General features: G+C 66.9%; 24 protein-coding genes. 11 read left to right on the forward strand and 13 right to left on the reverse strand.

Annotation, left to right across the window (positions count from 1 at the left end; translation table 11 throughout):
* Both GL279_RS12865 and GL279_RS12870 read left to right on the forward strand, forming a co-directional pair.
* Positions 1–107: transposase domain-containing protein (locus GL279_RS12865; protein ID WP_155064130.1), on the forward strand; the 107-nt coding region annotated here is incomplete at its 5' end.
* A gap of 24 nt (positions 108–131) precedes the next feature.
* Entirely contained in the window at positions 132–509 is a 378-nt protein-coding gene (locus GL279_RS12870) for an ABC transporter permease (RefSeq protein WP_343039814.1), read from the forward strand.
* Between the two features lie 70 nt (positions 510–579).
* On the opposite strand, the gene GL279_RS12875 is transcribed toward GL279_RS12870, so the two are convergent.
* The 6 genes from GL279_RS12875 to GL279_RS12900 form a co-directional block, all read right to left on the reverse strand.
* Entirely contained in the window at positions 580–2076 is a 1497-nt protein-coding gene (locus tag GL279_RS12875; RefSeq protein ID WP_155065048.1) for an aldehyde dehydrogenase family protein, read from the reverse strand.
* Between the two features lie 88 nt (positions 2077–2164).
* Positions 2165–3727, reverse strand: a complete 1563-nt coding sequence (locus GL279_RS12880; protein ID WP_155065049.1) for an FAD-binding oxidoreductase — start codon at positions 3725–3727, stop codon at positions 2165–2167.
* Positions 3724–4053 (reverse strand): c-type cytochrome, encoded by a 330-nt coding sequence (locus GL279_RS12885; protein ID WP_155065050.1) that lies wholly within the window; start codon positions 4051–4053, stop codon positions 3724–3726. Before GL279_RS12885 ends, GL279_RS12880 begins: the two co-directional genes overlap by 4 nt.
* 10 nt (positions 4054–4063) lie before the next feature.
* A complete protein-coding gene (locus GL279_RS12890) occupies positions 4064–4405 on the reverse strand; it encodes a twin-arginine translocation signal domain-containing protein (RefSeq protein WP_155065051.1) in 342 nt (113 codons plus the stop codon).
* Positions 4406–4444: 39 nt separating this feature from the next.
* The gene (locus GL279_RS12895) at positions 4445–5554 is read right to left on the reverse strand and encodes an aldehyde dehydrogenase family protein (protein WP_155065052.1); all 1110 of its coding nucleotides are present in this window, start codon (positions 5552–5554) and stop codon (positions 4445–4447) included.
* Positions 5551–7038 (reverse strand): aldehyde dehydrogenase family protein, encoded by a 1488-nt coding sequence (locus GL279_RS12900; RefSeq protein ID WP_343039810.1) that lies wholly within the window; start codon positions 7036–7038, stop codon positions 5551–5553. The genes GL279_RS12895 and GL279_RS12900 overlap by 4 nt, the downstream gene beginning before the upstream one ends.
* Before the next feature lie 127 nt (positions 7039–7165).
* Between GL279_RS12900 and GL279_RS12905 the strand changes: the two genes are divergently transcribed.
* The 9 genes from GL279_RS12905 to glpK all read left to right on the forward strand — a co-directional run bounded on the left by GL279_RS12905 (position 7166) and on the right by glpK (position 17438).
* Positions 7166–8065: a helix-turn-helix transcriptional regulator gene (locus tag GL279_RS12905; protein WP_155065054.1), complete on the forward strand. Its 900-nt coding sequence runs from the start codon at positions 7166–7168 to the stop codon at positions 8063–8065.
* Between the two features lie 143 nt (positions 8066–8208).
* A complete protein-coding gene (glpD, locus tag GL279_RS12910; protein ID WP_155065055.1) occupies positions 8209–9777 on the forward strand; it encodes a glycerol-3-phosphate dehydrogenase in 1569 nt (522 codons plus the stop codon).
* Positions 9778–9835: 58 nt separating this feature from the next.
* A complete protein-coding gene (locus GL279_RS12915; RefSeq protein ID WP_155065056.1) occupies positions 9836–10924 on the forward strand; it encodes an ABC transporter ATP-binding protein in 1089 nt (362 codons plus the stop codon).
* A 1-nt stretch (position 10925) separates the two neighbouring features.
* Positions 10926–12002 (forward strand): ABC transporter ATP-binding protein, encoded by a 1077-nt coding sequence (locus GL279_RS12920; protein WP_155065057.1) that lies wholly within the window; start codon positions 10926–10928, stop codon positions 12000–12002.
* Positions 12002–12889: a carbohydrate ABC transporter permease gene (locus GL279_RS12925; protein ID WP_155065058.1), complete on the forward strand. Its 888-nt coding sequence runs from the start codon at positions 12002–12004 to the stop codon at positions 12887–12889. Before GL279_RS12920 ends, GL279_RS12925 begins: the two co-directional genes overlap by 1 nt.
* Positions 12889–13692, forward strand: coding sequence for a carbohydrate ABC transporter permease (locus GL279_RS12930; RefSeq protein WP_155065059.1), 804 nt, complete (start codon positions 12889–12891; stop codon positions 13690–13692). Before GL279_RS12925 ends, GL279_RS12930 begins: the two co-directional genes overlap by 1 nt.
* A complete protein-coding gene (locus GL279_RS12935; RefSeq protein WP_170293970.1) occupies positions 13692–14117 on the forward strand; it encodes a DUF2160 domain-containing protein in 426 nt (141 codons plus the stop codon). Before GL279_RS12930 ends, GL279_RS12935 begins: the two co-directional genes overlap by 1 nt.
* 69 nt (positions 14118–14186) lie before the next feature.
* Entirely contained in the window at positions 14187–15899 is a 1713-nt protein-coding gene (locus GL279_RS12940; protein WP_155065113.1) for an ABC transporter substrate-binding protein, read from the forward strand.
* 57 nt (positions 15900–15956) lie between these two features.
* On the forward strand, positions 15957–17438 hold the full coding sequence (glpK, locus tag GL279_RS12945) for a glycerol kinase GlpK (RefSeq protein ID WP_155065060.1): 1482 nt from the start codon (positions 15957–15959) through the stop codon (positions 17436–17438).
* Between the two features lie 15 nt (positions 17439–17453).
* On the opposite strand, the gene GL279_RS12950 is transcribed toward glpK, so the two are convergent.
* The 7 genes from GL279_RS12950 to GL279_RS12980 form a co-directional block, all read right to left on the reverse strand.
* Positions 17454–18227: an ABC transporter ATP-binding protein gene (locus tag GL279_RS12950; RefSeq protein WP_155065061.1), complete on the reverse strand. Its 774-nt coding sequence runs from the start codon at positions 18225–18227 to the stop codon at positions 17454–17456.
* Positions 18214–19032 (reverse strand): ABC transporter permease subunit, encoded by an 819-nt coding sequence (locus tag GL279_RS12955; protein ID WP_155065062.1) that lies wholly within the window; start codon positions 19030–19032, stop codon positions 18214–18216. The genes GL279_RS12950 and GL279_RS12955 overlap by 14 nt, the downstream gene beginning before the upstream one ends.
* Position 19033: 1 nt before the next feature.
* On the reverse strand, positions 19034–20011 hold the full coding sequence (locus tag GL279_RS12960) for an aliphatic sulfonate ABC transporter substrate-binding protein (protein WP_155065063.1): 978 nt from the start codon (positions 20009–20011) through the stop codon (positions 19034–19036).
* Between the two features lie 10 nt (positions 20012–20021).
* Positions 20022–20609, reverse strand: coding sequence for an NAD(P)H-dependent oxidoreductase (locus GL279_RS12965; protein ID WP_155065064.1), 588 nt, complete (start codon positions 20607–20609; stop codon positions 20022–20024).
* 22 nt (positions 20610–20631) lie between these two features.
* Positions 20632–22056 carry an FAD/NAD(P)-binding protein gene (locus tag GL279_RS12970; protein WP_170293971.1) on the reverse strand — a complete coding sequence of 475 codons (1425 nt, stop codon included), beginning with the start codon at positions 22054–22056 and terminating at the stop codon, positions 20632–20634.
* Positions 22057–22060: 4 nt separating this feature from the next.
* Positions 22061–23257: an FMNH2-dependent alkanesulfonate monooxygenase gene (gene ssuD / locus GL279_RS12975; RefSeq protein ID WP_155065066.1), complete on the reverse strand. Its 1197-nt coding sequence runs from the start codon at positions 23255–23257 to the stop codon at positions 22061–22063.
* Positions 23258–23670: 413 nt separating this feature from the next.
* A complete protein-coding gene (locus GL279_RS12980; RefSeq protein ID WP_155065067.1) occupies positions 23671–25185 on the reverse strand; it encodes a malonate--CoA ligase in 1515 nt (504 codons plus the stop codon).
* Positions 25186–25189: the final 4 nt, after the last annotated feature.

The raw sequence follows: 25189 nt of genomic DNA on the forward strand, positions 1-25189 counted from the left end.
ACTACCTCGCCGATACCCTCCGGGCCATCCTCGACGGACACCCCAGATCCCGCATCGAGGACCTCATGCCCTGGTGCTACGACCAAGCGTCAAGCCTCGCTGCATAGGGCCTCGTCGTCGCGCTTACGATCATCTTTCTGCTGGCCTTTGCGGCGCTGTGGCCGATCCTGCTGAACACCGCCGCCGGCGTCAGGCAGCTGAACCCGCAATGGCTGCTCTTGTCGAAAAGCCTTGCCGCCACCGGCCGGGAAACGCTGGTGCGGGTGATCCTGCCGGGCGTGCTGGGCCAGATCCTGACCGGGCTGCGGCTGGCCATCGGCATCAGCTGGATCGTCCTTGTCCCCTGCGAGATGCTGGGCGTGCAGGCGGGTCTGGGCTATTTCATCCTCGATACCCGCGACCGGCTGGCCTATGGCGAACTGGTCGCCGTGGTGCTGGTGATCGGCGTCATCGGCTATCTGCTGGACCTGCTGGCGCGGCGGCTGGCCCTGGCGCTGCGCGGCGGCTGAGCGCCTCGCGCCCGCAGCCCCAAACGGGCCGAGGTCAGCGACCCCGGCCCGCGCGCCTATCAAACCCGGCTCAGAACGGAAAGACCGGGACCTCGTCGCGGGTGGTGATCCATTGCGTGCGGGTGAATTCCTCCATCACCCATTCGCCGTTGAACCGCCCAAGGCCCGAGTTCTTTTCGCCGCCAAACGGGGCATGGGCATGATCATCGACGCTGATGCTGTTGACATGGGCCATGCCGGCGCGGATGCCGCGCGCGAACCGCACCCCCCGTTCGGGATTGCCCGAGATGACGGCGCATGACAGGCCGTATTCGGTGGCATTGGCCAGTTCCAGCGCATGTGCCTCATCACGGGCCTTGATGATCGGCAGGACGGGGCCAAAGGTCTCATCCGCCGCGATTTCCCATTCGGGATCGACATCGGCAAAGACATGCGGCGGCAGCACATTGCCCTGCGCCTCGCCGCCCGCGACCAGACGCGCGCCGGCGGCTTTGGCGGCCTCGATCTTGTGCTGGATGCCGGCCAGCTGCTGCGCGTTGATGATCGGGCCCACATTGGTCGCGGGATCGGCCGGGTTGCCACTGGTCAGGCCGGACACCCGCCGGGCAACCGCCTCGACAAAGGCGTCGTAGATCCCGGCATCGACGATGGCGCGGTTCGTGGACATGCAGATCTGGCCCTGATGCAGAAAGCGGCCAAAAACGGCGGCGCGGGCCGCAGCCTCGGGGTCGGCATCGGCCAACACCACGATCGGGGCATTGCCCCCCAGCTCAAGCGCGACGCGCTTGATCCAGCGCCCGCCGGCGGCGATCGCCCCGACCCGGCGGCCGACATCGGTCGAGCCGGTAAAGGACACCAGACTGGGCGTCGGATGCTCGACGAAATAGTCGCCGATTTCCGAGCCCGAGCCGACGATCACGTTCAAAAGACCCGGCGGCAGCCCGGCTTCTTCCAGGATCTTGCCCAACAGCGTGCCGCCCGTCACCGGCGTGTCCGAGGCCGGTTTCAGCACCACGGCATTGCCCAAAGCCAGCGCCGGCGCGACCGAGCGCATCGACAGGTTCAGCGGAAAGTTCCATGGGCTGATCACGCTGATCACGCCCAGCGGCGCGCGATAGACGCGGCTTTCCTCGCCCGGGGTCGAGGTTGCCAGAATCTGGCCATGCGCCCGCGTCGGGAATGTCGCGGCCTCGGCCGTGATCGCCTGCGCGGCGCCCAGCTCGAACGCGGCCTTGACCTGGGTCGAGCCGGATTCGCGGGTGATCCAGCCACGGATTTCATCGGCGCGCGCCTCCATCACCGCGACGGCGCGCTGGATGATGCGGGCGCGTTCGGCCGGGGCGGTGGCGGCCCAGGCGATCTGCGCCTCGGCGGCGGCGCGATAGGCCGCGTCGACATCCTCGCGGCTGGCCAGCCGGATGTTCAGCAGGGTCTCGCCGGTATAGGGGTCGCGGTCGTCAAGATCGCGCGCCGAGGCGCCGTCGCGCCAGCTGCCGGCGATGAACTGCTTGTCGAGCCCGGCATAGGGGGCTGGCGCCGCCCCTCGGGTCGCGTCTGATACGGTCATGGTGTGGTTCCTTTCATGCGTGATCGTCGATGCCGCGGCAGGCATCGCCCGGCGCGGCCCCGCGATGGGCCCGCGCCGAGACCTGGTCTCAGATGTCGATACCGGACTTGCCCGGCGCGATGATCCCGTTGGGGTCCAGCGCCCGTTTCAGGGTCTGGTTGATCCGGCGCTGGACCGGGCCATAGCAATCGGCAACCTGATCCATGAAGGCATTGTTGGTGCGATAGACGGCATAGCCTTCGCTGCGGAACGTCTCGATCAGCTCGCTCATGCAGGCATGGGCGTTCTTGGTGTCTTCTTCGTCGGTCTTGTCAAACAGCAGGTCGATGACATGGTGCATGTCGCGCATGCCGACGATGTATTCGCCGCAATAGTCAAAGCCCCATTTGTTCAGGATCCGGGTGGCCAGCGCCGTCTGCTTGCGGGTCTCGGATCCCTTGGCGACGGTCACGGGCGCAAACCACATCGAGCCGCCGCCGCCGCGCCAGCGGTAAAGGCCGAATTCCTGCAATGACATGCCCCCCCGCATCAGCGCGGCGCGATAGGCAAAGGGCTCCTTGTCGCCCATGTCCTCGGCGGTAAAGATCTCGCCCTTGCCAAGCGCCTTGACGGCATCGGTGACGATCTTCCAGTTCACCTCGATCTGCTCGGGCGTGCCGTAAAGCGCGGCATAGACGTTCCAGGCGCCGATGCCCTCGGCCGCCTTCATCGCCTCGATCCGCTCGACTGGCATGGCGCCCTTGCCATCATAATATTTCGAGCGCGGGATGATCGCCGGGGCCTCCCACAGCGCATGGGCAAAGACCACGGCGTTCGGGATGATCTGCGCCAGCCGCAGCGGGCGCATCATGTCCACGATCGCCGCGATGTCATCATCGTCATTGAAGCGGATATAGAAGGGTTTATAGGCCGGCGGCTTGTGCATCAGCCACAGGCCCATCTTGGTCACGATGCCATAGTTCGACTGGGTGAAGATGCCGTCCAGATAGGGGCCGAACCCCCATTTGAACACCTGCCAGCTGTTCGAGCCCTCGACACCGCCCATGGCGGTGCGCAGCACCTCGCCATCGGGCAGCACCACCTCCATGCCGCATTGCATCATGAAATGCTCGCCATAGGGCGTGTAGCCCACACCGCGATCCAGCGTATTGCCGACCGGCGAGGCAATCGCCGAGGGCGCCGGGCAGGACACCCACAGCGGGATGTTGTGCTCTTCAAGGTAGTCGACAAGCTGCTGGTAGGTCACGCCCGGCTCCAGCAGCGCCGTGCCCAGTTCGGCATCGACTTCAAGGATACGATTCATGTGGCGAAAGTCGATGACGACCTGATGCCGGCGACCCTTGGCATTGCCCTGGGCATAGGTGCCATAGCCAAAATTGCGCCCGGTCGAGGTCGGCCAGACCGGCACGCGGAACTCATTGCAGATGCGCACGATGTCCTGCACCTGCTCGGTGCTGGTCGGCTGCAGGACCGCCGACATGGCGTATTCCTCATCGGCGACCGGCATCATGGTCTTGAAATAGGGGGTCAGCCGGTCCTCGTCGGTCAGCACGTTGTCTGCGCCGACGACGGCCTCGAATTTGGCGATCGCGGCCAGGAAATCCTCTTTCGAGACCCCGTCCGGGACATGTGCCAGCTCGCGCGTGGTCATTCTGCGGGCTCCTTGTGATTGGCGATGACATAGGCCGCGATCTGCGACAGCGTGGTGTCGTCGACCATTGCGGCGGTAAAGGCGGGCATCGGCCCCGAGCCGTGACGCGCAAAGAACCGGATGATGTCCTCGTCGTAGCTGCCTTGCAGCAGGTTCGGACCGACCGAATTCTCGTGTCCGCTGTGGCAGCGCGAACAGACCTTGTTCCAGGCCTCTTCGCCGGTCGAAAACATGCGGCTGTCGTCCAGCCGGGCGTCCTGGGCATGGGCCATCCCCGCAGTCAGGACCAGCGCCGCCAATGTGGCAGGCCATCGTTTTCCGGGCATCGGTCTCTCCTTAGCTCAGAATGGTGAAGGTGGCGCCGTCGGCGCGGTGACGCGCCGGCCCGACGCGCCGGCCCGAGGCATTCAGCGCCGCGTCAAGCAGCACCTGCCCGGCGCCGTCCAGATGCGTCTCGACGGTGACGGGCCCGGTGCCCCCGAGGGCGCGGCCCAGTTGGGCAAAACGGTCAAGCTGATTGCCCGACAGCCGGATCCTGTCCGGGCCGGCGGCAAATCGCGGCATCTCGATGCTGTCGATGCGCAGCAGGCGGCCCGGCTCGGCGGCAAGGGCGGGAAAGGCCAGCGCCGCACCGATGGCGCCTGCCGTTCCCTGAATGAATGTCCGGCGTGAAATCATGTCCTGCTGGTCCTCCCTGGAGAATGTCTGGCAAAGGTTTCAAGGCTGGTGCGGCCAAAGCGGGGCGTCGATCCCGATCCGGCGGCGTTCGGTGAATTCGGCAAGCCCGGATGCGCCGCAGAAGCGGCCGTCGGACGCGGCCGGCCCGCCATCGGGCAAGGGCAGGCGGTTGATGGTGCAATTCGCGGCCCCGACGCCCTCGGCCAGCCACAAGGCGCGGCCAAGGTCGCGGCTGAATATCGCGCAACCGGGCGCGGGCGCACCGTCCAGGGCGGCGGCCAGCGCGGCGCCGTCTCCCGGCACCTTCAAAAGCCACAGCGCGCCCGCGTCACCGCCCCGCGCCGCGATGTTCGCCGCCAACGCCTCGGCCACGGCTGCCTGCACGATCACCGGCCCCAGTGCCGCATCTGGTGCGGCCAGCACGGCATCGGCCGTCGCCTCCAGATCGGCATCGTCAAGGACGATCAGGACGGACCTGCCCTGCAGCTCCAGCAGCATCGGCTTGAGGTTCTCGCCCGCCAGACGGCCGACAAGGCGCGCGGCAGGCTGTGGCCCGGCAAAGCTTACATGACGCACCGGCGTGGCGGCGATCAGCGCGGCGGCCAGCTGCGTGCCCTCGCCGGGCGCGGCCGGCACGACCCCGACCACCCCGGGCGGCAGGCCCGTCCGCTCCACGCATTGCCCGATAAGCCCGTGCACATCGCGCGATCCCTCGAACGGCAGGATCACGACCGTGTTGCCCAAGGCGATGGCAAAGGCAAAGGCCCGCACCGTATGCGAAATCGGCGCGACTGCCGGCACGATCCCAAGGCAGACACCGCGCGGCTGCACAAGCTGCATCTGGATCCGGCCTGCGGCATCCATCGGGGCTATGCTGCCCTCGGGCAGAGTGCAGGCGCCGGCGGCGGCCTCCAATATCTCGACCGCGCGCCGCAGATCGGCCGCCGTTTCCGCGCCGGCCTCTGGCGCGGCCAGCGTCTGGAACCGGGGCGCATCCGCCCGCAGCGCATCCGCCAGCGCCAGCAACCCCTTGCGCCGGGCGCGCGGATCGGTCGCGGCCCAAAGCGGAAAGGCAGCCCGGGCCTGCGCGATGGCCGTCCGCGCCCGCTGCATCTGTGCCGGGTCTGGCACTTGCGCTGCGCTGCTCATATCCCGGCCCCACTGTCCGGCCGGCCAAAGCCGGTGCGGCGCGGCGCCCGGGCAATGTCGATCCAGCGCGTTTCCGTGAATTCGTCCAGCATCTGGACACCGCCAAAGCGGCCAAAGCCGCTGTCCTTGACCCCACCCACCGGCATGTCCGGGCGGTCATTCAGCGTCGGGGCATTGACATGGCACATGCCGCTATCGATGCGGCGCGCGACGCCGAGAGCGTGGGCGATGTCGCGCCCGAACACCGCGCCGGAAAGCCCATAGCGGGTGTCATTGGCGATGCCGATCGCCTCGGCCTCGGACTGGACGCGGCAGATCGCGGCGACCGGGCCAAAGCATTCCTCGGCATAGATCATCATGCCCGGCTCGACCCGGTCAAGCACCACCGCATCGACATAGGGCCCGCGCCGCGCGCCGCCTGCCAGCACCATTGCGCCCTTGGCCACGGCATCGGCCACCATGTCCTCGATCCGCTGGGCCACGCCCTCGCTGACCATCGGTCCCAGGGCGTAGCCGCCCAGCATCGGGTCGCCCGCGCGCAGATTGCGGGCCAGCGCCGCCAGACGCTGGGCAAAGGCATCGGCCACCTGCTCCATGACGATGATCCGGTCGGTCGCCATGCAGATCTGGCCCTGATTAAAGAACGACCCAAAGGCAGCCGCATCCGCCGCCGCGTCCAGATCGGCGTCCTCCAGGACGATGAACGGGGCCTTTCCGCCCAGTTCCAGCAAGCAACGCTTCAGATGGCGGCCCGCCAGCTCGGCGACAATCCGGCCAACGCGGGTCGAGCCGGTGAAATTCACCCGCCGCACGGCATCATGGGCGATCAGCGCGGTGACGATTTCTTCGGACAGGTCGGGGGCATGGGTCACAATGCCAAGCGCGCCCTCGGGCAAGAAGCCGGCCTCGGCCAGCACCCGCCCGATCAACATATGCATCGCCGGGCAGTTCTCGGAGGCTTTCAGCACCACCGTATTGCCGCAGGCCAGCGCCGTCGCCACCGCCCGCATCCCCAGCACGAAAGGCGCGTTCCAGGGCGCGATGGCCAGACAGACCCCGACCGGATCGCGAAAGCACATCTGCAATCCCTCGGCATCGCGCCGAACGCCGCCGCCGATATGTTCGGTCAGGTCGGCCGCCGTTTCCAGATGCCGACGCGCGATATCCAGATTGAAGCGCACCCAGTCGTCCGTGGCACCGATCTCGGCCCGCATCAGACGGGCGATTTCGGGGGCATAGCCGTCAATCAGACCGGCGGCGCGGTCCAGCACGGCGCGGCGGGCGGCGGCGGGCTGGCCGCTCCAGCCGGGAAAGGCACGGGCGGCGGCATTGACGGCCGCCACCGCCGCCTTGACGCCATGCGCGGGCACGCGCGAGGCCACGGTTCCATCGGCGGGGTTCAGGCGTGTGTAATATCCGCTTTCGCCATCTGGCGAACCCGTCCGGCCCGCGGGCGGGCATAAGCCGTCGTCTGGATGTTGCACCGCGCCCTCCCCGGCAATCCGCAGCCCGTTTCCGCTCTCCCCAGCGGAACTGGCCCAGAAATAGGGGTTGCCATTTTACTTCGGAATGTCATTTTCAGGCGGATTCTTGTGATTTTCGGTCGAATGAATGGCAAAGCCGGTCGGCGCTGACGATCTTGCCAAACAGGTGCGCGTCGAGGCGCTGCCTGCCACCCTGCGTCCCCAGGTGCTGCGTCCCTGCCGCGGCCAGTATGAGATGTTCACCCATGTCCTGCTGCTGGACGCCGGCCAGGCCGCCATCGAAATGGCCTCGGGCACGGCCGAGGTCGACAGCCCTGCCGGGGTGATCCTGCCTGCCTCGTCCGCGATGACGCTGACCTTGGGGGCGGGCACCAGCGGCTGGCTTCTGGGCCTGTCGCCGATGGCTCTGGCCAATGCCATCGGCGCGGGGCCGGAATCCAGCCTGCTGGCGCCGCTGGGCCTGCACCAGATCATCGCCCGCGACTTTCACCCGCAAACGGTGCCCGACCCCGACATGCTGGCCCGGGCCATTCTGGCCGAGCTTGCGCGCGGCGCCGAGGGGGGCCAGCTTGCCGTCGTGGCCTATATGCGCCTGATCCTGCTGTCGGTCTGGCGCGAAAGCCGCGTCGAGGTCTCGGCCCCCGGCCATGGCAGCGAGCTGCACATCCTCGAAGGCTTTCGCCGCACCGTCGAGGTGCATTTCCGCAGCCACAAGCGGATCGCCGATTATGCGCTGTTGCTGGGCATCACCGAAAGCCGCCTGCGCCGGATCTGCCAGCGCAACCTGCAACGCAGCCCTCTGGAACTGGTCCATCTTCGGATGATGCGCGAGGCGACGACATGGCTGGAACGCTCGGGCAAATCCATCGCCGAGATCGCCCATGCGCTCGGCTTTGCCGAAAGCACCGAATTCAGCCATTTCTTCAAGCGCCACAGCCAGTTGTCGCCACGCCAATACCGCGAGACGGTGCGCCGCCGCGCCGAGGCGGTCACCGGTTCGCTGACATCCTTCGCCGATTGGCCCTGAGCGCGGGCTTGACCCGATCCGATGCGCGGCTTGCCATGTCGCATGTTCGTTTACATTCTATTTACATTAAAAACGAAAATCGGCGTTGACCGGGATCGCGAAAGCGTTATTGCTGGTGACAGCGGATGCGAGTGAGGCGCGGCATGTCTTCAGCAACGACCGACCTGTTCGTCATCGGCGGCGGCATCAATGGCTGCGGCATCGCCCGCGACGCGGCCGGGCGCGGACTGTCGGTGACGCTGGCGGAAATGGGCGATCTGGCGCAGGCGACCTCTTCGGCCTCGACCAAGCTGTTCCATGGCGGGCTGCGCTATCTGGAATTCTTTGAATTCCGGCTGGTGCGCGAAGCGCTGGAGGAACGCGAGACGCTGCTGACGGCCATGCCGCATATCAGCTGGCCCATGCGCTTCGTGCTGCCCTATTCGCCCGAGATGCGCTTTGAAAGCGACACGCCGACCTCGCGTCTGCTGGGTCTGGCAATGCCGTGGCTGCGCGGCCGGCGTCCGGCATGGCTGATCCGGCTGGGGCTGTTTCTTTACGACCATCTGGGCGGGCGCAAGATCCTGCCCGGCACGCGCCGGCTGGACCTGTCGCGCGATCCGCTGGGCCGCCCGCTGAAGCCCTTTACGCTGGGCTGGGAATATTCCGACTGCTGGGTGCAGGACGCGCGGCTGGTGGTGCTGAACGCGCGCGATGCGCAAGCGCGCGGCGCGACCATCCTGACGCGCACCCGCGTCACCCATGCCGAGCGGGCGGGCGATCTGTGGCATGTCACCACCGAAGGCCCCGAGGGCCGGCGCGCGCATCGCGCCCGCGCGCTCGTCAATGCCGGCGGGCCGTGGGTCGAGGATGTGATCCGCAACGTCGCCCATATCGCGACCAGCGAAGGCGTGCGGCTGGTGCGCGGCAGCCATATCGTGGTGCCGAAACTTTACGACCACGACCGCTGCTATTTCTTTCAGGGCACCGATGGCCGCATCATCTTTGCCATCCCCTATGAGCAGGATTTCACCCTGATCGGCACCACCGACATGGACCATCAGGGCCCGCCGGGCGAGGTGAAATGCACCGATGCCGAACGCGACTACCTGTGCCAGTTTGCCAGCGCCTATTTCGCCAAGCCAGTGACGCCCGATCAGGTGGTCTGGACCTATTCCGGGGTGCGGCCGCTTTACAATGACGGTGCCAAATCGGCGACGGCGGCGACGCGGGACTACGTCCTTAGCCTCGATGCCGGGGGGGCGCCGCTGCTGAATGTCTTTGGCGGCAAGATCACCACCTATCGCCGGCTGGCCGAGGGGGCGCTGGCTAAGCTCGCGCCATTCTTTCCGCAGGCGGGCGGGGCATGGACGGCGGGCGTCGCCCTGCCCGGCGGTGATTTCCCGGTCGACGGGGTCGAGGCGCTGCTGGCGCGCATTCAGGCGCGCTATCCGTTCCTGTCGCCGCGCGTGGCGCTGCGCCTGATGCGCACCCATGGCACCGAAACCTTTGCCGTGCTGGGCAATGCCCAGAGCTGGCAGGATCTGGGCCGCGACTTCGGCGCCGGCCTGACCGAGGCCGAGCTGGACTGGTTCCGCGCCCGTGAATTCGCCTGCACCGCCGAGGATATCCTGTGGCGGCGCACCAAGCTGGGCCTGCATCTGACGCCGGACCAGCGCGCTGCGGTGGACCGCCATCTGCAACCGGAACGGAGCATGGCCGCGACGACATGACGGGGGCCGGCCCGTCCGCGCCGGGGAGGGCGCGGCGGCAACCGGAGAGGGAGGAAAGATGACGCTGGAACTGCAAGGCGTGTCGCGGCTGGTCGGGGGGCGGGTCCATATCCACCCCACCAGCCTGACATTGCAAAAGGGCACGATGAACGTGCTGCTGGGGCCGACGCTGGCGGGCAAGACCTCGCTGATGCGGATCATGGCCGGGCTGGACCAGCCGACGACCGGGCGCGTGCTGTGGCAAGGGCGCGATGTCACCGGCCAGCGCGTGCAGGATCGCGGCGTGGCCATGGTCTATCAGCAATTCATCAACTACCCCGGCCTGACGGTCTATGAAAACATCGCCTCGCCCCTGCGCATCCGGCGCCGCCCCCGGGCCGAGATCGACGCCCGCGTCCGCGCCACCGCCGAGATGCTGCGCCTGACGCCGATGCTGCAACGCAAGCCGCTGGAACTGTCGGGCGGCCAGCAACAACGTTGCGCGCTGGCCCGCGCCCTGGCCAAGGACGCGGGGCTGGTCCTGCTGGACGAGCCGCTGGCCAATCTGGACTACAAGCTGCGCGAGGAATTGCGCGTCGAGATCCCGCGCATCTTCGAGGCCTCGGGCGCGATCTTTGTCTATGCCACCACCGAACCCGAAGAGGCGCTGCTGCTGGGCGGGCAGACCGCAACGCTGTGGCAGGGCCGCGTGACGCAATTCGGGCCCACGCCGCAGGTGTTCCGCCAGCCGCAAGACGCCATCACCGCCCGCGTGTTCAGTGACCCGCCGATGAGCTTTCTGCCGGTGGTCAAGCAGGGTGGCCGGCTGCGCTATGGCGCCGCTCCCGAGATTGCCGCCCCGGCGGCGCTGGCGGCCCTGCCCGATGGCCGCTATCTGGCCGGCTTTCGCGCCCATCATCTGGGCCTGCGGCCCGGCGCGCCGGGCGCCCTGCCCTTTGCCGCCCGCGTGATCGGGACCGAGATCACCGGCTCGGAGACCTATATCCATGTCGCGCATGACGGCGCGCCCTGGGTCGGGCTGATCGAGGGTGTGCACCGGCTGGAGCCAGGCGCCGGGATCACGGTCTGGCTGGACCCCGCGCAGCTTTATCTTTTTGCCGAGGATGGCCGGCTGGCCGTTCCCCCCGCCCCGGCGGAGGCCGCCTGACATGGCCCGCATCACCTTGCAAAACCTTGCCCACAGCTACCTGCCCCACCCCGCCGGCGAACAGGATTTCGCGCTGAAGGAACTGAACCACGTCTGGCAGGACGGCAGCGCCTATGCGCTGCTAGGCGCCTCGGGCTGTGGCAAGACGACGCTTCTGAACATCATCTCGGGGCTGTTGCGCCCCAGTCAGGGGCGGGTGCTGTTCAACGACCGCGACGTGACCGATGCCGCCACCGCCGAGCGCAACATCGCGCAGGTGTTCCAGTTCCCGGTGGTCTATGACACCATGACCGTGCGCCAGAACCTTGCCTTTCCGCTGCAGAACCGGGGCCGGGACGCTGCCTATATCAAGGCGCGCGTGCAAGAGATCGCCCGCATCATCGGCATGGAGGCGGCGCTGGACCGCCGCGCGCAGGGGCTGACGGCGGATGCCAAGCAAAAGATCAGCCTTGGCCGCGGCATGGTGCGCGAGGACGTGAACGCAATTCTGTTCGACGAGCCGCTGACCGTCATCGACCCGCATATGAAATGGGAATTGCGCACCCAGCTGAAGCGCCTGCACCGCGAGTTCGGCCATACGATGATCTATGTCACCCATGACCAGACCGAGGCGCTGACCTTTGCCCAGCAGGTGGTGGTGATGCATGACGGCCGCGTGGTCCAGATCGGCACGCCGCAGGAGCTGTTCGAACGCCCCGCCCATCGGTTCGTGGGCTATTTCATCGGCTCTCCGGGCATGAACTTCCTGCCGGCCGAAATCGCGGGCAGCAGCGCGCGGCTGGCGGGCGGTGCCACGCTGTCGCTCTCGGGCCATTACGCCCCGGCCACGGGCGCCATCGGCATCCGTCCCGAGCATCTGTTCCTGACCGACCGGGGCGGTCTGCCCGTCACCATCCGCCGGATCGAGGATGTCGGCCGCCACCGCCTGATCCGCGCCGAATTCCAGGGCGCGCCCCTGAACATCGTCGCCCCCGAGGGCCTGCCCATCGACGGGCTGTCCCATGTCGGCTTCGACGCCCGGCGGATCAATGTCTATGTCGGTGACTGGCGCGTCGCCCCGCAAGAGAAGGCTGCCTGATGGAAAAGACCACCAACAACCGGGCGTGGTTTCTGGTGCTGCCGGTGCTGGTGCTGGTCGCCTTTTCGGCGGTGATCCCGCTGATGACCGTGGTGAACTATGCCTTCAACGACACATTCGGCAACAACGAGTTCTTCTGGGCCGGGCTGGAATGGTTCGACGAGATGGTGCATTCCTCGCGCCTGCACGGCGCACTGGGGCGGCAGGCGCTGTTTTCGGCGATCATTCTGGCGATCGAGGTGCCCCTGGGCATCTTCATCGCGCTGAACATGCCCAAACGCGGCTTCTGGTCCAGTCTGGTTCTGGTGCTAATGGCGCTGCCGCTGCTGATCCCGTTCAACGTCGTCGGCACCATCTGGCAGATCTTTGGCCGGGTCGACATCGGCCTTCTGGGGCATACGCTGGAAGCGCTGGGGCTGGACTACAACTATACCAATGACCCAATTGATGCATGGATCACCGTGATTGCGATGGATGTCTGGCACTGGACCAGCCTTGTTGCGCTGCTTTGTTATGCGGGCCTGCAATCCATCCCGCAGGCCTATTATCAGGCCGCGCGCATCGATCAGGCCAGCCGCTGGGCGGTGTTTCGCTATATCGAACTGCCCAAAATGAAGGGCGTGCTGCTGATCGCGGTGCTTTTGCGCTTCATGGACAGTTTCATGATCTATACCGAGCCCTTTGTCGTCACCGGCGGCGGTCCAGGCAATTCGACCACGTTCCTGTCGATTGACCTTGTGAAGATGGCGGTGGGCCAGTTCGACCTTGGCCCGGCGGCGGCCTTCAGCCTGATGTATTTTCTGGTGATCCTGCTGGTCAGCTGGGTGTTCTACACGGTGATGACCAATATGGACCGCAGCGCGTCCGATATTCCGGAGGGGCTGTGATGCGGATCAAACCCTCGGCCATGGTGATGGCGCTCTATCTGATCTTTTTGATGCTGCCGATCTATTGGCTGGTCAATATGAGCCTGAAGACCAATACCGAGATCACCGGCACCTTCAGCCTCTATCCGCATGACCTGACCTTTCGCAACTATCGCGTGATCCTGACCGATCCCAGCTGGTATATGGGTTACGTCAATTCGATCATCTATGTGGTGATGAACACGGTGATCTCGATCGCGGTGGCGCTGCCTGCGGCCTATGCGTTTTCGCGCTACAATTTCATGGGCGACAAGCACCTGTTCTTCTGGCTGTTGACCAATCGCATGTCGCCACCGGCGGTGTTCGCGCTGCCGTTCTTTCAGCTTTATTCCTCGATCGGGCTTTTTGACACGCATATCGCGGTGGCTCTGGCGCATTGCCTGTTCAATGTGCCGCTGGCGGTCTGGATCCTTGAAGGCTTCATGCGCGGCGTCCCGCGCGAGATCGACGAGACCGCCTATATCGATGGCTACTCCTTCCCGCGTTTCTTCCTGCGCATCTTCATGCCGCTGATCGCCTCGGGCATCGGCGTCGCGGCCTTTTTCTGCTTCATGTTCTCATGGGTCGAGCTGTTGCTGTCGCGCACTTTGACCTCGGTCAATGCCAAGCCCATCGCCGCAACCATGACCCGCACGGTCAGCGCCTCGGGCATGGATTGGGGCGTTCTGGCGGCAGCGGGGGTGCTGACCATCGTGCCGGGCGCCTTGGTGATCTGGTTCGTGCGCAATTATATCGCCAAGGGCTTTGCCCTGGGGAGGGTCTGATGAGCGAAACCGAAACCCTTGCCCGCCGCCGCGCCAATTGGCCGGCGATCTATGCCGCAGCCGTCTTGGTGCTGGGCGCCGTGCTGGCTCTGCTGATCCGCGCCACGCCCGTCACCGAGGGCGCCCGCGACTGGACCGCGCCGATGATCCCCGGCGGCTGGATGGCATGGACGTTCCCGGTGGCGCTGTTCTTCTGGATCATCGCCAGCCTTCTGGTCCTGTTCACCATCCTTGCGATCCGCTTTCCCGAGGTGCCCCGGCGCGGCATCCTGCGCATCGAGACCACGCGCGGCGACCGGCTGTTCATCTCGCTTCTGGGCTCGGCCTTCATCTGTCTGGGCTGGCTCTTGCTGGCGGGTCCGCCCTTGTGGTGGGCGCTTGGCCTTTGCGCGATCTATGCCGCAGCGGTGTTCCGCTGGGTCTGACCATTCCCTGCCGCACCGCGTCCGGCAGGGCAATCACGACGTCTCATCAGGGAGGATGATATGAGACCGATGACAACGACGACCGCGCTGGCCACGGCATTTTGCGTGCTGGGCCTGCCGGCATGGGCCGATATGGAGGCGGCCCGCAAATTCCTTGACGCCGAGATCGGGGACATGTCCACGCTGTCGCGCGCCGATCAGGAAAAGGAAATGCAATGGTTCATCGACGCCGCAAAGCCGCTGGCGGGAATGGACATCAAGGTGGTCTCGGAAACCATCACCACGCATGAATACGAATCCAAGGTGCTGGCGCCGGCCTTTACGGCCATCACCGGCATCAAGATCACCCATGACCTGATCGGCGAAGGCGATGTGGTCGAAAAACTGCAGACCCAGATGCAGACCGGCGAGAACATCTATGACGGTTACGTCAACGACAGCGACCTGATCGGCACGCATTGGCGCTATCAGCAGGCGCGCGACCTGACCAAATGGATGGCGGACGAAGGCAAGGCCTTTACCAGCCCAACGCTGGATCTGGCCGATTTCATCGGGCTGAAATTCACCACCGCGCCGGATGGCGATCTGTATCAGCTGCCCGACCAGCAATTCGCCAACCTCTACTGGTTCCGCTACGACTGGTTCAGCGATCAAAAGACCAAGGACGATTTCAAGGCCAAATACGGCTATGACCTTGGCGTGCCGGTGAACTGGTCGGCCTACGAGGACATCGCCGCATTCTTTACCGGCCGCGACATGTCCTATATCGAAGGCGGCCCCAAGAAGGCATGGGGCAACATGGACTACGGCAAGAAGGACCCGTCCCTTGGCTGGCGCTATACCGACGCATGGATGTCCATGGCCGGCATGGGCGACAAGGGCGAGCCGAACGGCCTGCCGGTCGACGAATGGGGCATCCGCGTCGATGAAAAATCGCGGCCCGTGGGCTCATGCGTGGCGCGCGGCGGCGCGACCAATGACGCGGCGGCGGTCTATGCCGTGACCAAGGCCATCGAATGGCTGAAAAACTACACGCCCCCCGAGGCGATGGGCATGACCTTTGGCGAGGCGGGCCCGGTCCCGGCACGCGGCGACATCGCCCAGCAGATGTTCTGGTATACCGCCTTCACCGCCGACATGGTCAAGCCGGGCACGCCCGTCATGAACGCCGACGGCACGCCGAAATGGCGCATGGCTCCCAGCCCGCATGGCGCCTATTGGTCGGACGGCACCAAGATCGGCTATCAGGACGTGGGCAGCTGGACGCTGCTGAAATCGACGCCGGTCGACCGCGCGCAGGCCGCATGGCTTTACGCGCAATTCGTCACCTCCAAGACCGTGGATGTGAAGAAATCCGATGTCGGCCTGACCTTCATCCGCCAGTCCACCATCGACAGCAAGCACTTCTCGGACCGCGCGCCGCAACTGGGCGGCCTGATCGAGTTCTATCGCTCGCCCGCGCGCACGCAATGGTCGCCGACCGGCACCAATATCCCGGACTACCCCAAGCTCGCGCAGCTGTGGTGGCAGAACATCGGCGACGCGCTTTCAGGTGCCAAGACCCCGCAAGAGGCGCTGGATGCGCTCTGCGCGGAACAGGAAAAGGTGCTGGCGCGGCTGGAACGCAGCAAGGTGCAGGGCGATCTGGGTCCCAAGCTGAACGAGGAAAAAGACCCGCAGGAATGGCTGGACGCCCCCGGCGCGCCGGTCGCCAAGCTGGAAAACGAAAAGCCGCAGGGCGAAACCGTGTCCTATGACGAGCTGATCAAATCCTGGCAGTAATGCCGGGTTCCCGGGGGCGGTCCGCCGCCCCCTTCCCTTTTTGCCGGAGCCGCTGCCATGACCCATATCCTTGCCATCGATCAGGGCACCACCTCGTCGCGGGCGATCATCTTTGACGGCGCGCTCAGACCCATCGCCATGGCGCAAGAGGAGTTCACCCAGCATTTCCCGGCCTCGGGCTGGGTCGAGCATGATCCTTCGGACCTTTGGACCACGGTCGCAGCCACCGCCCGCGCCGCCATCGAAAAGGCGCGGGGCACGCGCATCGCCGCCATCGGCATCACCAACCAGCGCGAAACCGTGGTGGTCTGGGACCGTGCGACCGGCCTGCCCATCCACAATGCCATCGTCTGGCAGGACCGCCGCACCGCCGATCTGTGCGCAAGCCTGCGCGAGGCCGGGCACGAGCCGATGATCAGCGCCCGCACCGGGCTGCTGCTCGACCCCTATTTCTCGGGGACCAAGCTGAAATGGCTGCTCGACAATGTGGACGGTGCGCGGGCCCGCGCCGAGGCGGGCGAGCTGGCCTTTGGCACCGTGGACAGCTGGCTGATCTGGAACCTGACCGGCGGCGCGGTGCATGCAACGGATGCCACGAACGCCGCACGCACGCTGCTTTACAACATCGTCGAGAACCGCTGGGACGATGACATCTGCGCGCTTCTGGACATTCCCATGGCGCTGTTGCCCGATGTGCGCGATTGCGCCGGCGATTTCGGCGTCACCCGGGCGGATCTGTTCGGCCGCGAGATCCCGATCCTTGGCGTGGCGGGCGATCAGCAGGCCGCGACCGTGGGGCAGGCCTGTTTCCGGCCCGGCATGATGAAATCGACCTATGGCACCGGCTGCTTTGCGCTCTTGAACACCGGCGAGCGGATGGTGCCCTCGCAAAACCGGCTGCTGACCACCATCGCCTATCGGCTGGACGGGCGCACCACCTATGCGCTGGAGGGCTCGATCTTTGTCGCGGGCGCGGTGGTGCAATGGCTGCGCGACGGGCTGCAGATCATCCGCAGCGCCGCCGAGACCCAGCCGCTGGCCGAACAGGCCGATGCGGGGCAAGAGGTCATCATGGTGCCGGCCTTTACCGGCCTTGGCGCACCGCATTGGCGGCCCGATTGCCGCGGCGCCATCTTCGGCCTGACCCGCAATTCGGGGCCGGCCGAACTGGCTCGGGCGGCTTTGGAAAGCGTGGGCTATCAAACCCGCGATCTGCTGGAGGCGATGCGCGCCGACTGGCCCGATGCCGGCGATGCGGTCTTGCGCGTCGATGGCGGCATGTCGGCCAGCGACTGGACCATGCAATTTCTGGCCGACATTCTGGGTGCGCCCGTCGACCGGCCCACCGTGACGGAAACGACCGCGCTGGGTGCGGCCTATCTGGCCGGGCTGGGCGCGGGCCTGTGCCCGCCGCCCGAGGAGTTTGCCGAAGGTTGGGCGCTGGATCGGCGGTTCCAGCCCGACATGTCCAACGACTGGCGCGACGCCCGCTATGCCCGCTGGCAGCGCGCCGTGCAGGCGGCCATGGTGGCGATCTGAACCGCCACCCGCCGCTCAGGCGGCAAAGATCGCGTCCAGAATGCCAGCCTCGATCTCGGCCAGTTCAGCGGCGGTATGCGGGCGGTCGCGCGCGATGCGGGTTTCGCTCAGAATGCCGCCACGGCCCAGCACGATGATCCGGTCCGACAGCGCCACCGCCTCAGAGACATCATGCGTGACCAGAACGGCGGTAAAGCCCGCGCGCTCATGCATGTTGCGGATCAGCTTTTGCATGGTCAGGCGGGTCAGCGCGTCCAAGGCCCCCAAGGGCTCGTCCAGCAGCAGCAGGCCCGGATGGCTGACCAGCGCCCGCGCAAGCGCCGCGCGTTGCCGCTGGCCCCCCGACAGCTGCGCCGGCCAGAACCCGGCCTTGTCGCCCAGCTCGACCGCGCGCAGCGCCTCGGCCACCGCCTCGGGGTCCGGCCCGGTGCGCAGGCCCACCGCGACATTATCGGCCACGCTGGCCCAAGGCAGCAGGCGCGGTTCCTGAAACATCAGCCGCAGCCGGTCACCGGCGCGGTTCGCCGCCACGCCATCGACCAGCACGCTGCCGGAACTGGGCTGATCCAGCCCGGCGATCAGCCGCAGCAGCGTGGATTTGCCGCAGCCGCTTTTGCCGACGATGGACAGAAATTCGCCCGGCGCCACCTCAAGGTCCAGATCGGCCAGCACCCGGTTGCCGCCAAAGCTGCGCCCGGCATGGCGCAATTGCACACGCGCGCCGGGGCTGTGCAGCGGATGCGCCACCGGCACCGCGATGTCGCGCGGCAGGATCTCAGTGATTGGCATAGGCGGGGCTCCATTTCAACACGCGGCGTTCCAGCGCGCGGGTCAGGGTGTCGGCCAGCTTGCCAAGCGCCGCATAAAGCAGGATCGCCAGCACGACGACATCCAGCACCATGAATTCACGGGCCTGCATCGCCATGTAGCCCAGACCGGACGAGGCCGAGAGCGTTTCGGCCACGATCAGCGTCAGCCACATGATGCCAAGGCCATAGCGCAGACCGACAAAGATCGAGGGCAGCGCCCCGGGCAGCACCACACGGCGAAACAGCGTGCGCCCGTTCATGCCATAGGCGCGGCCCATCTCGATCAGCTGCGGATCGACATTGCGGATGCCGTGCAGGGTGTTGAGATAGATCGGAAAGAACACGCCCAAAGCCACCAGGAACAGCTTGGCGCCCTCGCCGATGCCGAACCACAGGATGACCAGCGGGATCAGCGCCAGATGCGGAATGTTGCGCACCATCTGCAAGGTGGTGTCGGTCAGCAGCTCGCTGCGCCGCGACACGCCATTGGCGACCCCCAGCGCAAAGCCGATGCCGCCGCCGACCACCAGCCCGGCCAGCGCCCGCGCCGCCGAAACGCCCAGATGGTTCACCAGCTCGCCCGAGGCGGTCATCCGCGCCCCGGTCGCAAGGATGGTCGAGGGACGCGGCATCACCGTATCCGACAGATAGCCGGTGGCCCCCGCCAGCTCCCACAGCAGCAGGATGGCGGCCGGCACCGCATAGGGCAGCAGGCTTTGCGCCGAGGGCAGGCCGGGCCGCCAGCCGGCAAAGCGCGCCCGGTTCAGGGTTTCGGCAAGGCTCATCTTACGCTCCCTGACTGGCGGTGGGGGTCCAGACCACCGAGGCGATGTCCAGCTTGCGCGGGATGATCCCCAGATCGTGGAAGGTGTCGGCCACCCCCTGCTCATAGGCGACATGTTTGGGCTCGACGAAGCCGATCAGGCCAAGATCGCTGCCCTTGCGGGTCAGGAACCGCTGGACCACCGGCTGCGACAGGCCGGTTTCGCGGGCGAAGGTCGCAACGGTGCCGGGCAGATCGGCCTGCCCCTTTGCGCCCGCCTGCTGCACGGTCTTGACCAGCGTCGCGACCAGTTCGGGGTTGTCGCGGACGTAATCGCCATTGGCCGAGTAGAAATTGTAATCGGGCTCCAGCCCCTCGGTCGTGCTCAGCACGCGGGTGTTGGGACGTTCCTGCGCCGCCGCGAAATAGGGATCCCAGATCGTCCAGGCCCCGATGGCGCCGGCGTCAAAGGCCGCGATGGCATCGGGCGGCGCCAGATCCTGCGGCTTGATGTCGTCCAAAGTCAGCCCGGCGGTGCCAAGCAGCCGGATCGTGGCGTAATGCGCCGAGCTGCCGCGCTTGAAGGCGACCTTCTGGCCCTTCAGGTCGGCGATGCTCTGGATCGGCGAGTCCTTGGGCACCAGAATGGCATGCCCCTCGCGCGAGCCCTGCCCCGCGCCGACAAACAGCAGGTTGCCCCGCGCGGCATGGGCAAAGATCGGCGGCACGTTGCCGGTATAGCCGAAATCCAGCGCATTGGCCGACAGCGCCTCAAGTAGTGGCGGGCCCGAGGTGAACTCGGACCAGCTGACGCGGATACCCTTGTCGGCCAGCGCCTGTTCAAAGGCCTGCGAGCCCTTGACCAGCCCCAGAATGCCGCCCTTTTGCCAGCCGACGCGCAATTCGCGGGCGGGGGCCGCGCGCAGCAGTCCGGGCGTGGCCAGAGCGGCCAGACCCAGCCCAAGGGCCGCGCGACGCGAGAATGTGGTCTTGATGGTCATGATCAGGCTCCTAAAGCGCGCGCAGGATCGGCGCGAACACGGCCGCATCGGGTTCCGAGGCGACGCGGGGGGAAAGGAAGGGCGCCAACTGGCCCACGGCGCGGACCAGCCGGGCGCGGGTGGCCTCGCCCGCCAGCCGGGTGCCCAGAAAATCGCGCTCGGCGGCGTGAACGCCGGTCGCCAGCACCTGAGCGTCGAAATAGGCAAAAAGCGGGCGCAGGTGGTGTTCGATCATCAGCGCATGGCGGTCGCCGCCGCCGGTCGCGGCCAGCAGCACCGGCTTGCCGGCCAGAAGGCCCGGATCGATCAGATCCATGAGATGTTTGAACAGCCCGCCATAGCTGCCCTTTTCCACCGGGCTCGCGATGACCAGCGCATCGGCACGCAAAAGCGCGCTGACATGCACCAGCGCCTTGGGATCCAGATCGCCAAGGCTGCGGGCCGTCCCCAGCGAAGGGCCCAGATCGTTCAGGTCAAAGACATGGCTGGCGGCGCCGAAACGGGCGCTGGCCAGTCCGACGGCGGTTTCGACCAGCGCGCGGCTGCGCGAGGGCGTGGAAAGGCTGCCGGCAAAGCCGGTGATGTTCAGTCTGGGCATGAAGGCCTCGGATCTATCTGTGTCAGACGGTCCGCAGCTGGGACCGCGTAATGGGCGCCAGCATGGCGGCCCGGGCGATTTCGCGGGCGATGTCCTTGGCCTGTGCCGCGCATTCCGGCGCACCGACCAATTCGCCCAGATGGCCCCGTGCCAGCGGCCCGGCGATCAGGATGCGGTCGCTGGCGCGACCCTCGGCATCAAGCGCCTTGCAACTGGCCGTGGTGGCCAGGCCAAGCCCCAGCGGACAGGGCGCGATCAGGCCCAGACGGGCCAGCGCGCCAAGCGCGGGGCTGGCGGCGATACATCGGTCCTGCGCCGGGCCGGTGGTCACGACCACGCGGTCAAAGACGGCCTGCCGCGCATCGGTGCGACCGCGCGGGCGCCAGTTGACGAGGATGCCGGCATCGCCTGCCTCGGCGCGCAGCAGATGCCCGGCCAGAAATTGCAGCCGGCCTTGGGCGATCAGGCCCGCGATCACCGTTTCGGTCTGCGGCGGCAGGCGATAACGGTGCACGTCCCACCATGTCCGCGCATGCCGCAGCAGGCGGCGGCGGGCGTCCTCGGGCAGCGCGGTCCAGATCTCCTGACCCTGCGCGCGCAGCCGGTAGAACACCGCCTGCCAATCCTGCCCGCGCGCCTGTTCGTCGACGATGGCATGGCGCACGCGGCGCAAAAGGTCCGAGGCCTGACGGCTGGGCGGATCAAGGAAATCGGCGCTGCTGTCCTGTCCCCGCGGCCCCTGCCCGCGCGAGCGCAGCCCGCGGCGCGACAGGCAGGTGATGGCACCGCGATGGCCCTGCCGGTCCAGCGTGGCGATGACATCGGCCGCCGACAGCGCCGCGCCAAGGATCAGCACGCGCGCATCCTGCGGCACTTCGGCCAGCCGGGCCTCGTCCTGCGGATCGGCGATCAGCGCCGGCTGGCCGCTGAGCCCGGCCAGAAGCTTGGGCAGGGCCGGTGCCGGATGGCCGGTCGCCAGCACCAGAAGCTCGGCCCGGATCCGGCTTTCGTCCGACAGGATCAGCACGAAGCTGCCGTCGCCCGCGCGTTCGATATCACTGACCCGCGCCCGGATATGGCGGATCGCGCCGCTGGCCAGATGCGGCGCCAGCCGGTCGGCCACATAGCTGCCGAACAGGCCCCGCTGCGGATAGATGTCGCCGCCCTCGGCCTGCGCATCGGGGGTCAGCCGCGCCGGATCGGCCTGCAGCCAGCTCAGGAAATCGCCGCGATCCTCGGGGTCGATCGACATGCGATGCGCCGGCACATTGATGCGATGCGCCGGATCGCGCGAGGAATAGGCCAGACCCCGCCCCAGTTCGGCGCGCGGCTCGACCACGGTGATCCGCGCCGGCAGGGCCATGCGGGCCAGTTGCCATGCCAGGCTGGCGCCGGTCAGGCCGCCGCCGATGATGACCACGCGCAGGGGCTGGGGAACCGAAGTCATCGGCTCAGCCCCCGGCGACCAGCACGGGGCGCTGCTGGCGGTTGTCGGGCCGGAACGGCCGGAAGTCATTGCCCACCGTCTCGCCGAACGGGTCTTGCGCGCTTTGGCGCGGCCGCGCCTGATCGCTGGCCAGAGGCAACAGCGGCAGCACCCGTTCGCCAAAACTGTAGGCCTCTTCCAGATGCGGATAGCCCGACAGGATAAAGCTGTCGATGCCGATGCGGCGGTATTCGTCGATGCGTTCGGCCACGGTCGCTGCATCGCCGACCAGCGCGGTGCCGGCGCCGCTGCGCACCAGACCGACGCCCGCCCAAAGGTTGGGGCTGATTTCCAGCCGGTCGCGGCGGCCACCATGCAGCGCGGCCATGCGGCGCTGGCCTTCGGAATCCATGCGGGCGAAATTGGCCTGCGCCTTGGCGATGGTTTCGTCATCGACACGGCTGATCAGGCTGTTGGCGGCCTCCCAGGCTTCGGCGTTCGTATCCCGCACGATGACATGCAGGCGGATGCCAAAGCTCAGCTCGCGGCCCTCGGCTTCGGCCAGCCGGCGCACGGCCTCGACCTTGGCGCGGACCTGTTCGGGCGGCTCGCCCCAGGTCAGGTATTTGTCGACCTGCCTGGCCGCCACGCCGTTCGCCGCCTCGGAGGAGCCGCCGAAATACAGCGGCGGGCCGTTTTTCTGCACCGTCGGGAACAGCAGCTTGCCTTCGTCGATCTGCAGATGCTTGCCGTGGAAATTCACCGTCTCGCCGGCCAGAAGCGCCTTGTAGACGGTCAGGAATTCCTGCGTCACCTCATAGCGTTCCTCATGCGACAGATGGATGCCGTCGCCGGCATTTTCGACCGGATCGCCGCCGGTGACGACATTGATCAGCACCCGCCCGCCCGAAAGCCGGTCCAGCGTCGCCGTCATCCGCGCCGCCAGCGTCGGCGATTGCAGGCCCGGACGCACCGCGACCAGAAACCGCAGCCGTTCGGTCTGCGAGGCCAGAGCCGCCGCCGTCACCCAGCTGTCCTCGCAACTGCGGCCCGTGGGCAAGAGCACACCGTAATAGCCCAGCGAATCGGCGGCCTGCGCGATCTGGCGCAGATAGGGCAGATTGACCGCGCGCGCCCCTTCCGAGGTGCCAAGGAACCGGCTGTCGCCATGCGTCGGCAAGAACCAGAAAACGCGGATGCTTTCGGGGATTGCGGTGCTCATCTGACAGTCCTCTTTCGCTCGGGGCGCGGCAATCGGCGGGCCGCGTCTCTCTGTCGCCACAATACACGTAAACACGATTGGATATATAGTCATTTAACACCGGACGGCGAAAAAGGCGGATTTCCTACCCGGTCCTGCCCATGCGGGAAGCATCTTCCCCGCGCCGGGGCCGGAACAGAGCATTGATCCCGCCGCCGCCCATCTGGCAGAACGGTGCGCGGGAAAGCGGGCAAATCCCGAGGCTTGCGCGCCATCGCCCGCGCGGGGGCCCTGCGCGGGCCAGTGCGGGCCTGCCCGTTTGCCGGGCAATCGCCGAGGACCCAGCAGACATGGAAACGCCCCGGCTGCCGGGCGTGGCAGATCCGGGGCGCGACGCAGCCGGGCGGATGGGCCCGGCTGCGGGTCAGGGGGGCTCAGCCGTCGTAAAGCCCGGCAAAGCGGTCGCGCAGCAGGTTCTTTTGCACCTTGCCCATGGTATTGCGCGGCAGTTCCTCGACAAAAAGCACGCGCTTGGGCTGTTTGAAGCGGGCGAGCCGGTCCTGCAGGGGGGCAAGCACCTCGGCCTCGGTCAGCGCCGGTGTGCCGCTGGGCACCACCACCGCCGTCACCCCCTCACCCAGATCGCCATGCGGCAGACCGATCACCGCGCTTTCGGTGACGCCGGGCAGAGCGTCGATCTCGGTCTCGATCTCCTTGGGATAGACGTTGTAGCCGCCGGTGATGATCAGGTCCTTGCCGCGCCCGACGATATGCAGATAGCCGGCCTCGTCGAATTTCCCCAGATCGCCGGTGATGAAAAACCCGTTCGCGCGCAGCTCGGCGGCGGTCTTTTCGGGCATCTGCCAATAGCCCTTGAAGACGTTCGGGCCGCGCACCTCGACCATGCCGATCTCGCCCTGCGGCAGCTCGGCGCCGGTCTCGGGATCGGTTACGATGATCTCGGTTCCGGGCAGCGCCATGCCGACCGTGCCCGCGACCCGCGCCCCCTCATAGGGGTTCGAGCTGTTCATATTGGTTTCGGTCATGCCATAGCGTTCAAGGATGGCGTGGCCGGTGCGGGCCTGCCATTCGCGATGGGTTTCCGCCGGAAGCGGCGCCGAACCCGAAACGAAGAGCCGCATTGCGGCGGTCTTGTCGCGGTCCAGCGCCGGTTCCTGCAACAGCCGGACATAGAATGTCGGCACGCCCATCAGCACAGTCGCCCGATCCATCAGCGCCATGATCCGCGCCGGATCGAACTTCGGCAGAAAGATCATCGAGGCGCCCGAGAACAGCGTGATGTTCGTCGCGACGAACAGGCCATGGGTGTGAAAGATCGGCAGCGCATGGATCAGCAGGTCATCCGCCGAATAGCGCCACGCCTCGCGCAGCGCCAAGGTGTTCGAGACCAGATTGCCATGCGTCAGCATCGCGCCCTTGGAGCGCCCCGTGGTGCCCGAGGTATAAAGCAGCGCCGCCAGATCGTCGGCCGCGCGCGGCACGGTGGCAAACCCCTCGGGGGCAGCCTCTGCCGCCTCGGTCAGGCTGCCCTGCCCGCCGGCATCCAGCGTCATCAGCCGCGCGCCGGCCTCGGCGGCAATCGGGGCCAGCGTCTCGGCCCGGGCCGGGTCGCAGACAAAGACCCGGGGCCGGGCGTCGCCGACGAAATAGCCGACCTCGGCCGGGGTATAGGCGGTATTCAGCGGCAAGAACACCGCCCCCGCCCGCACTGTCGCAAGGTAAAGGATGATCGCCTCGACCGATTTCTCGACCTGCACCGCAACGCGGTCGCCGGGCTGGACGCCAAGGGCCAGCAGCGCATTGGCCATGCGCCCGGTGCGCGCCACCAGATCGCCATAGCCGATGCGCCGGCCATCCGGGGTCTCGATCGCGGTGGCGGCGGGATCGGTAATGCCGGCCTCCAGAATATCGAACAGGTTCTCGCTCATGACT

The sequence above is a fragment of the Paracoccus limosus genome (genome assembly GCF_009711185.1).
In the GTDB taxonomy this organism is placed as follows: domain Bacteria; phylum Pseudomonadota; class Alphaproteobacteria; order Rhodobacterales; family Rhodobacteraceae; genus Paracoccus; species Paracoccus limosus.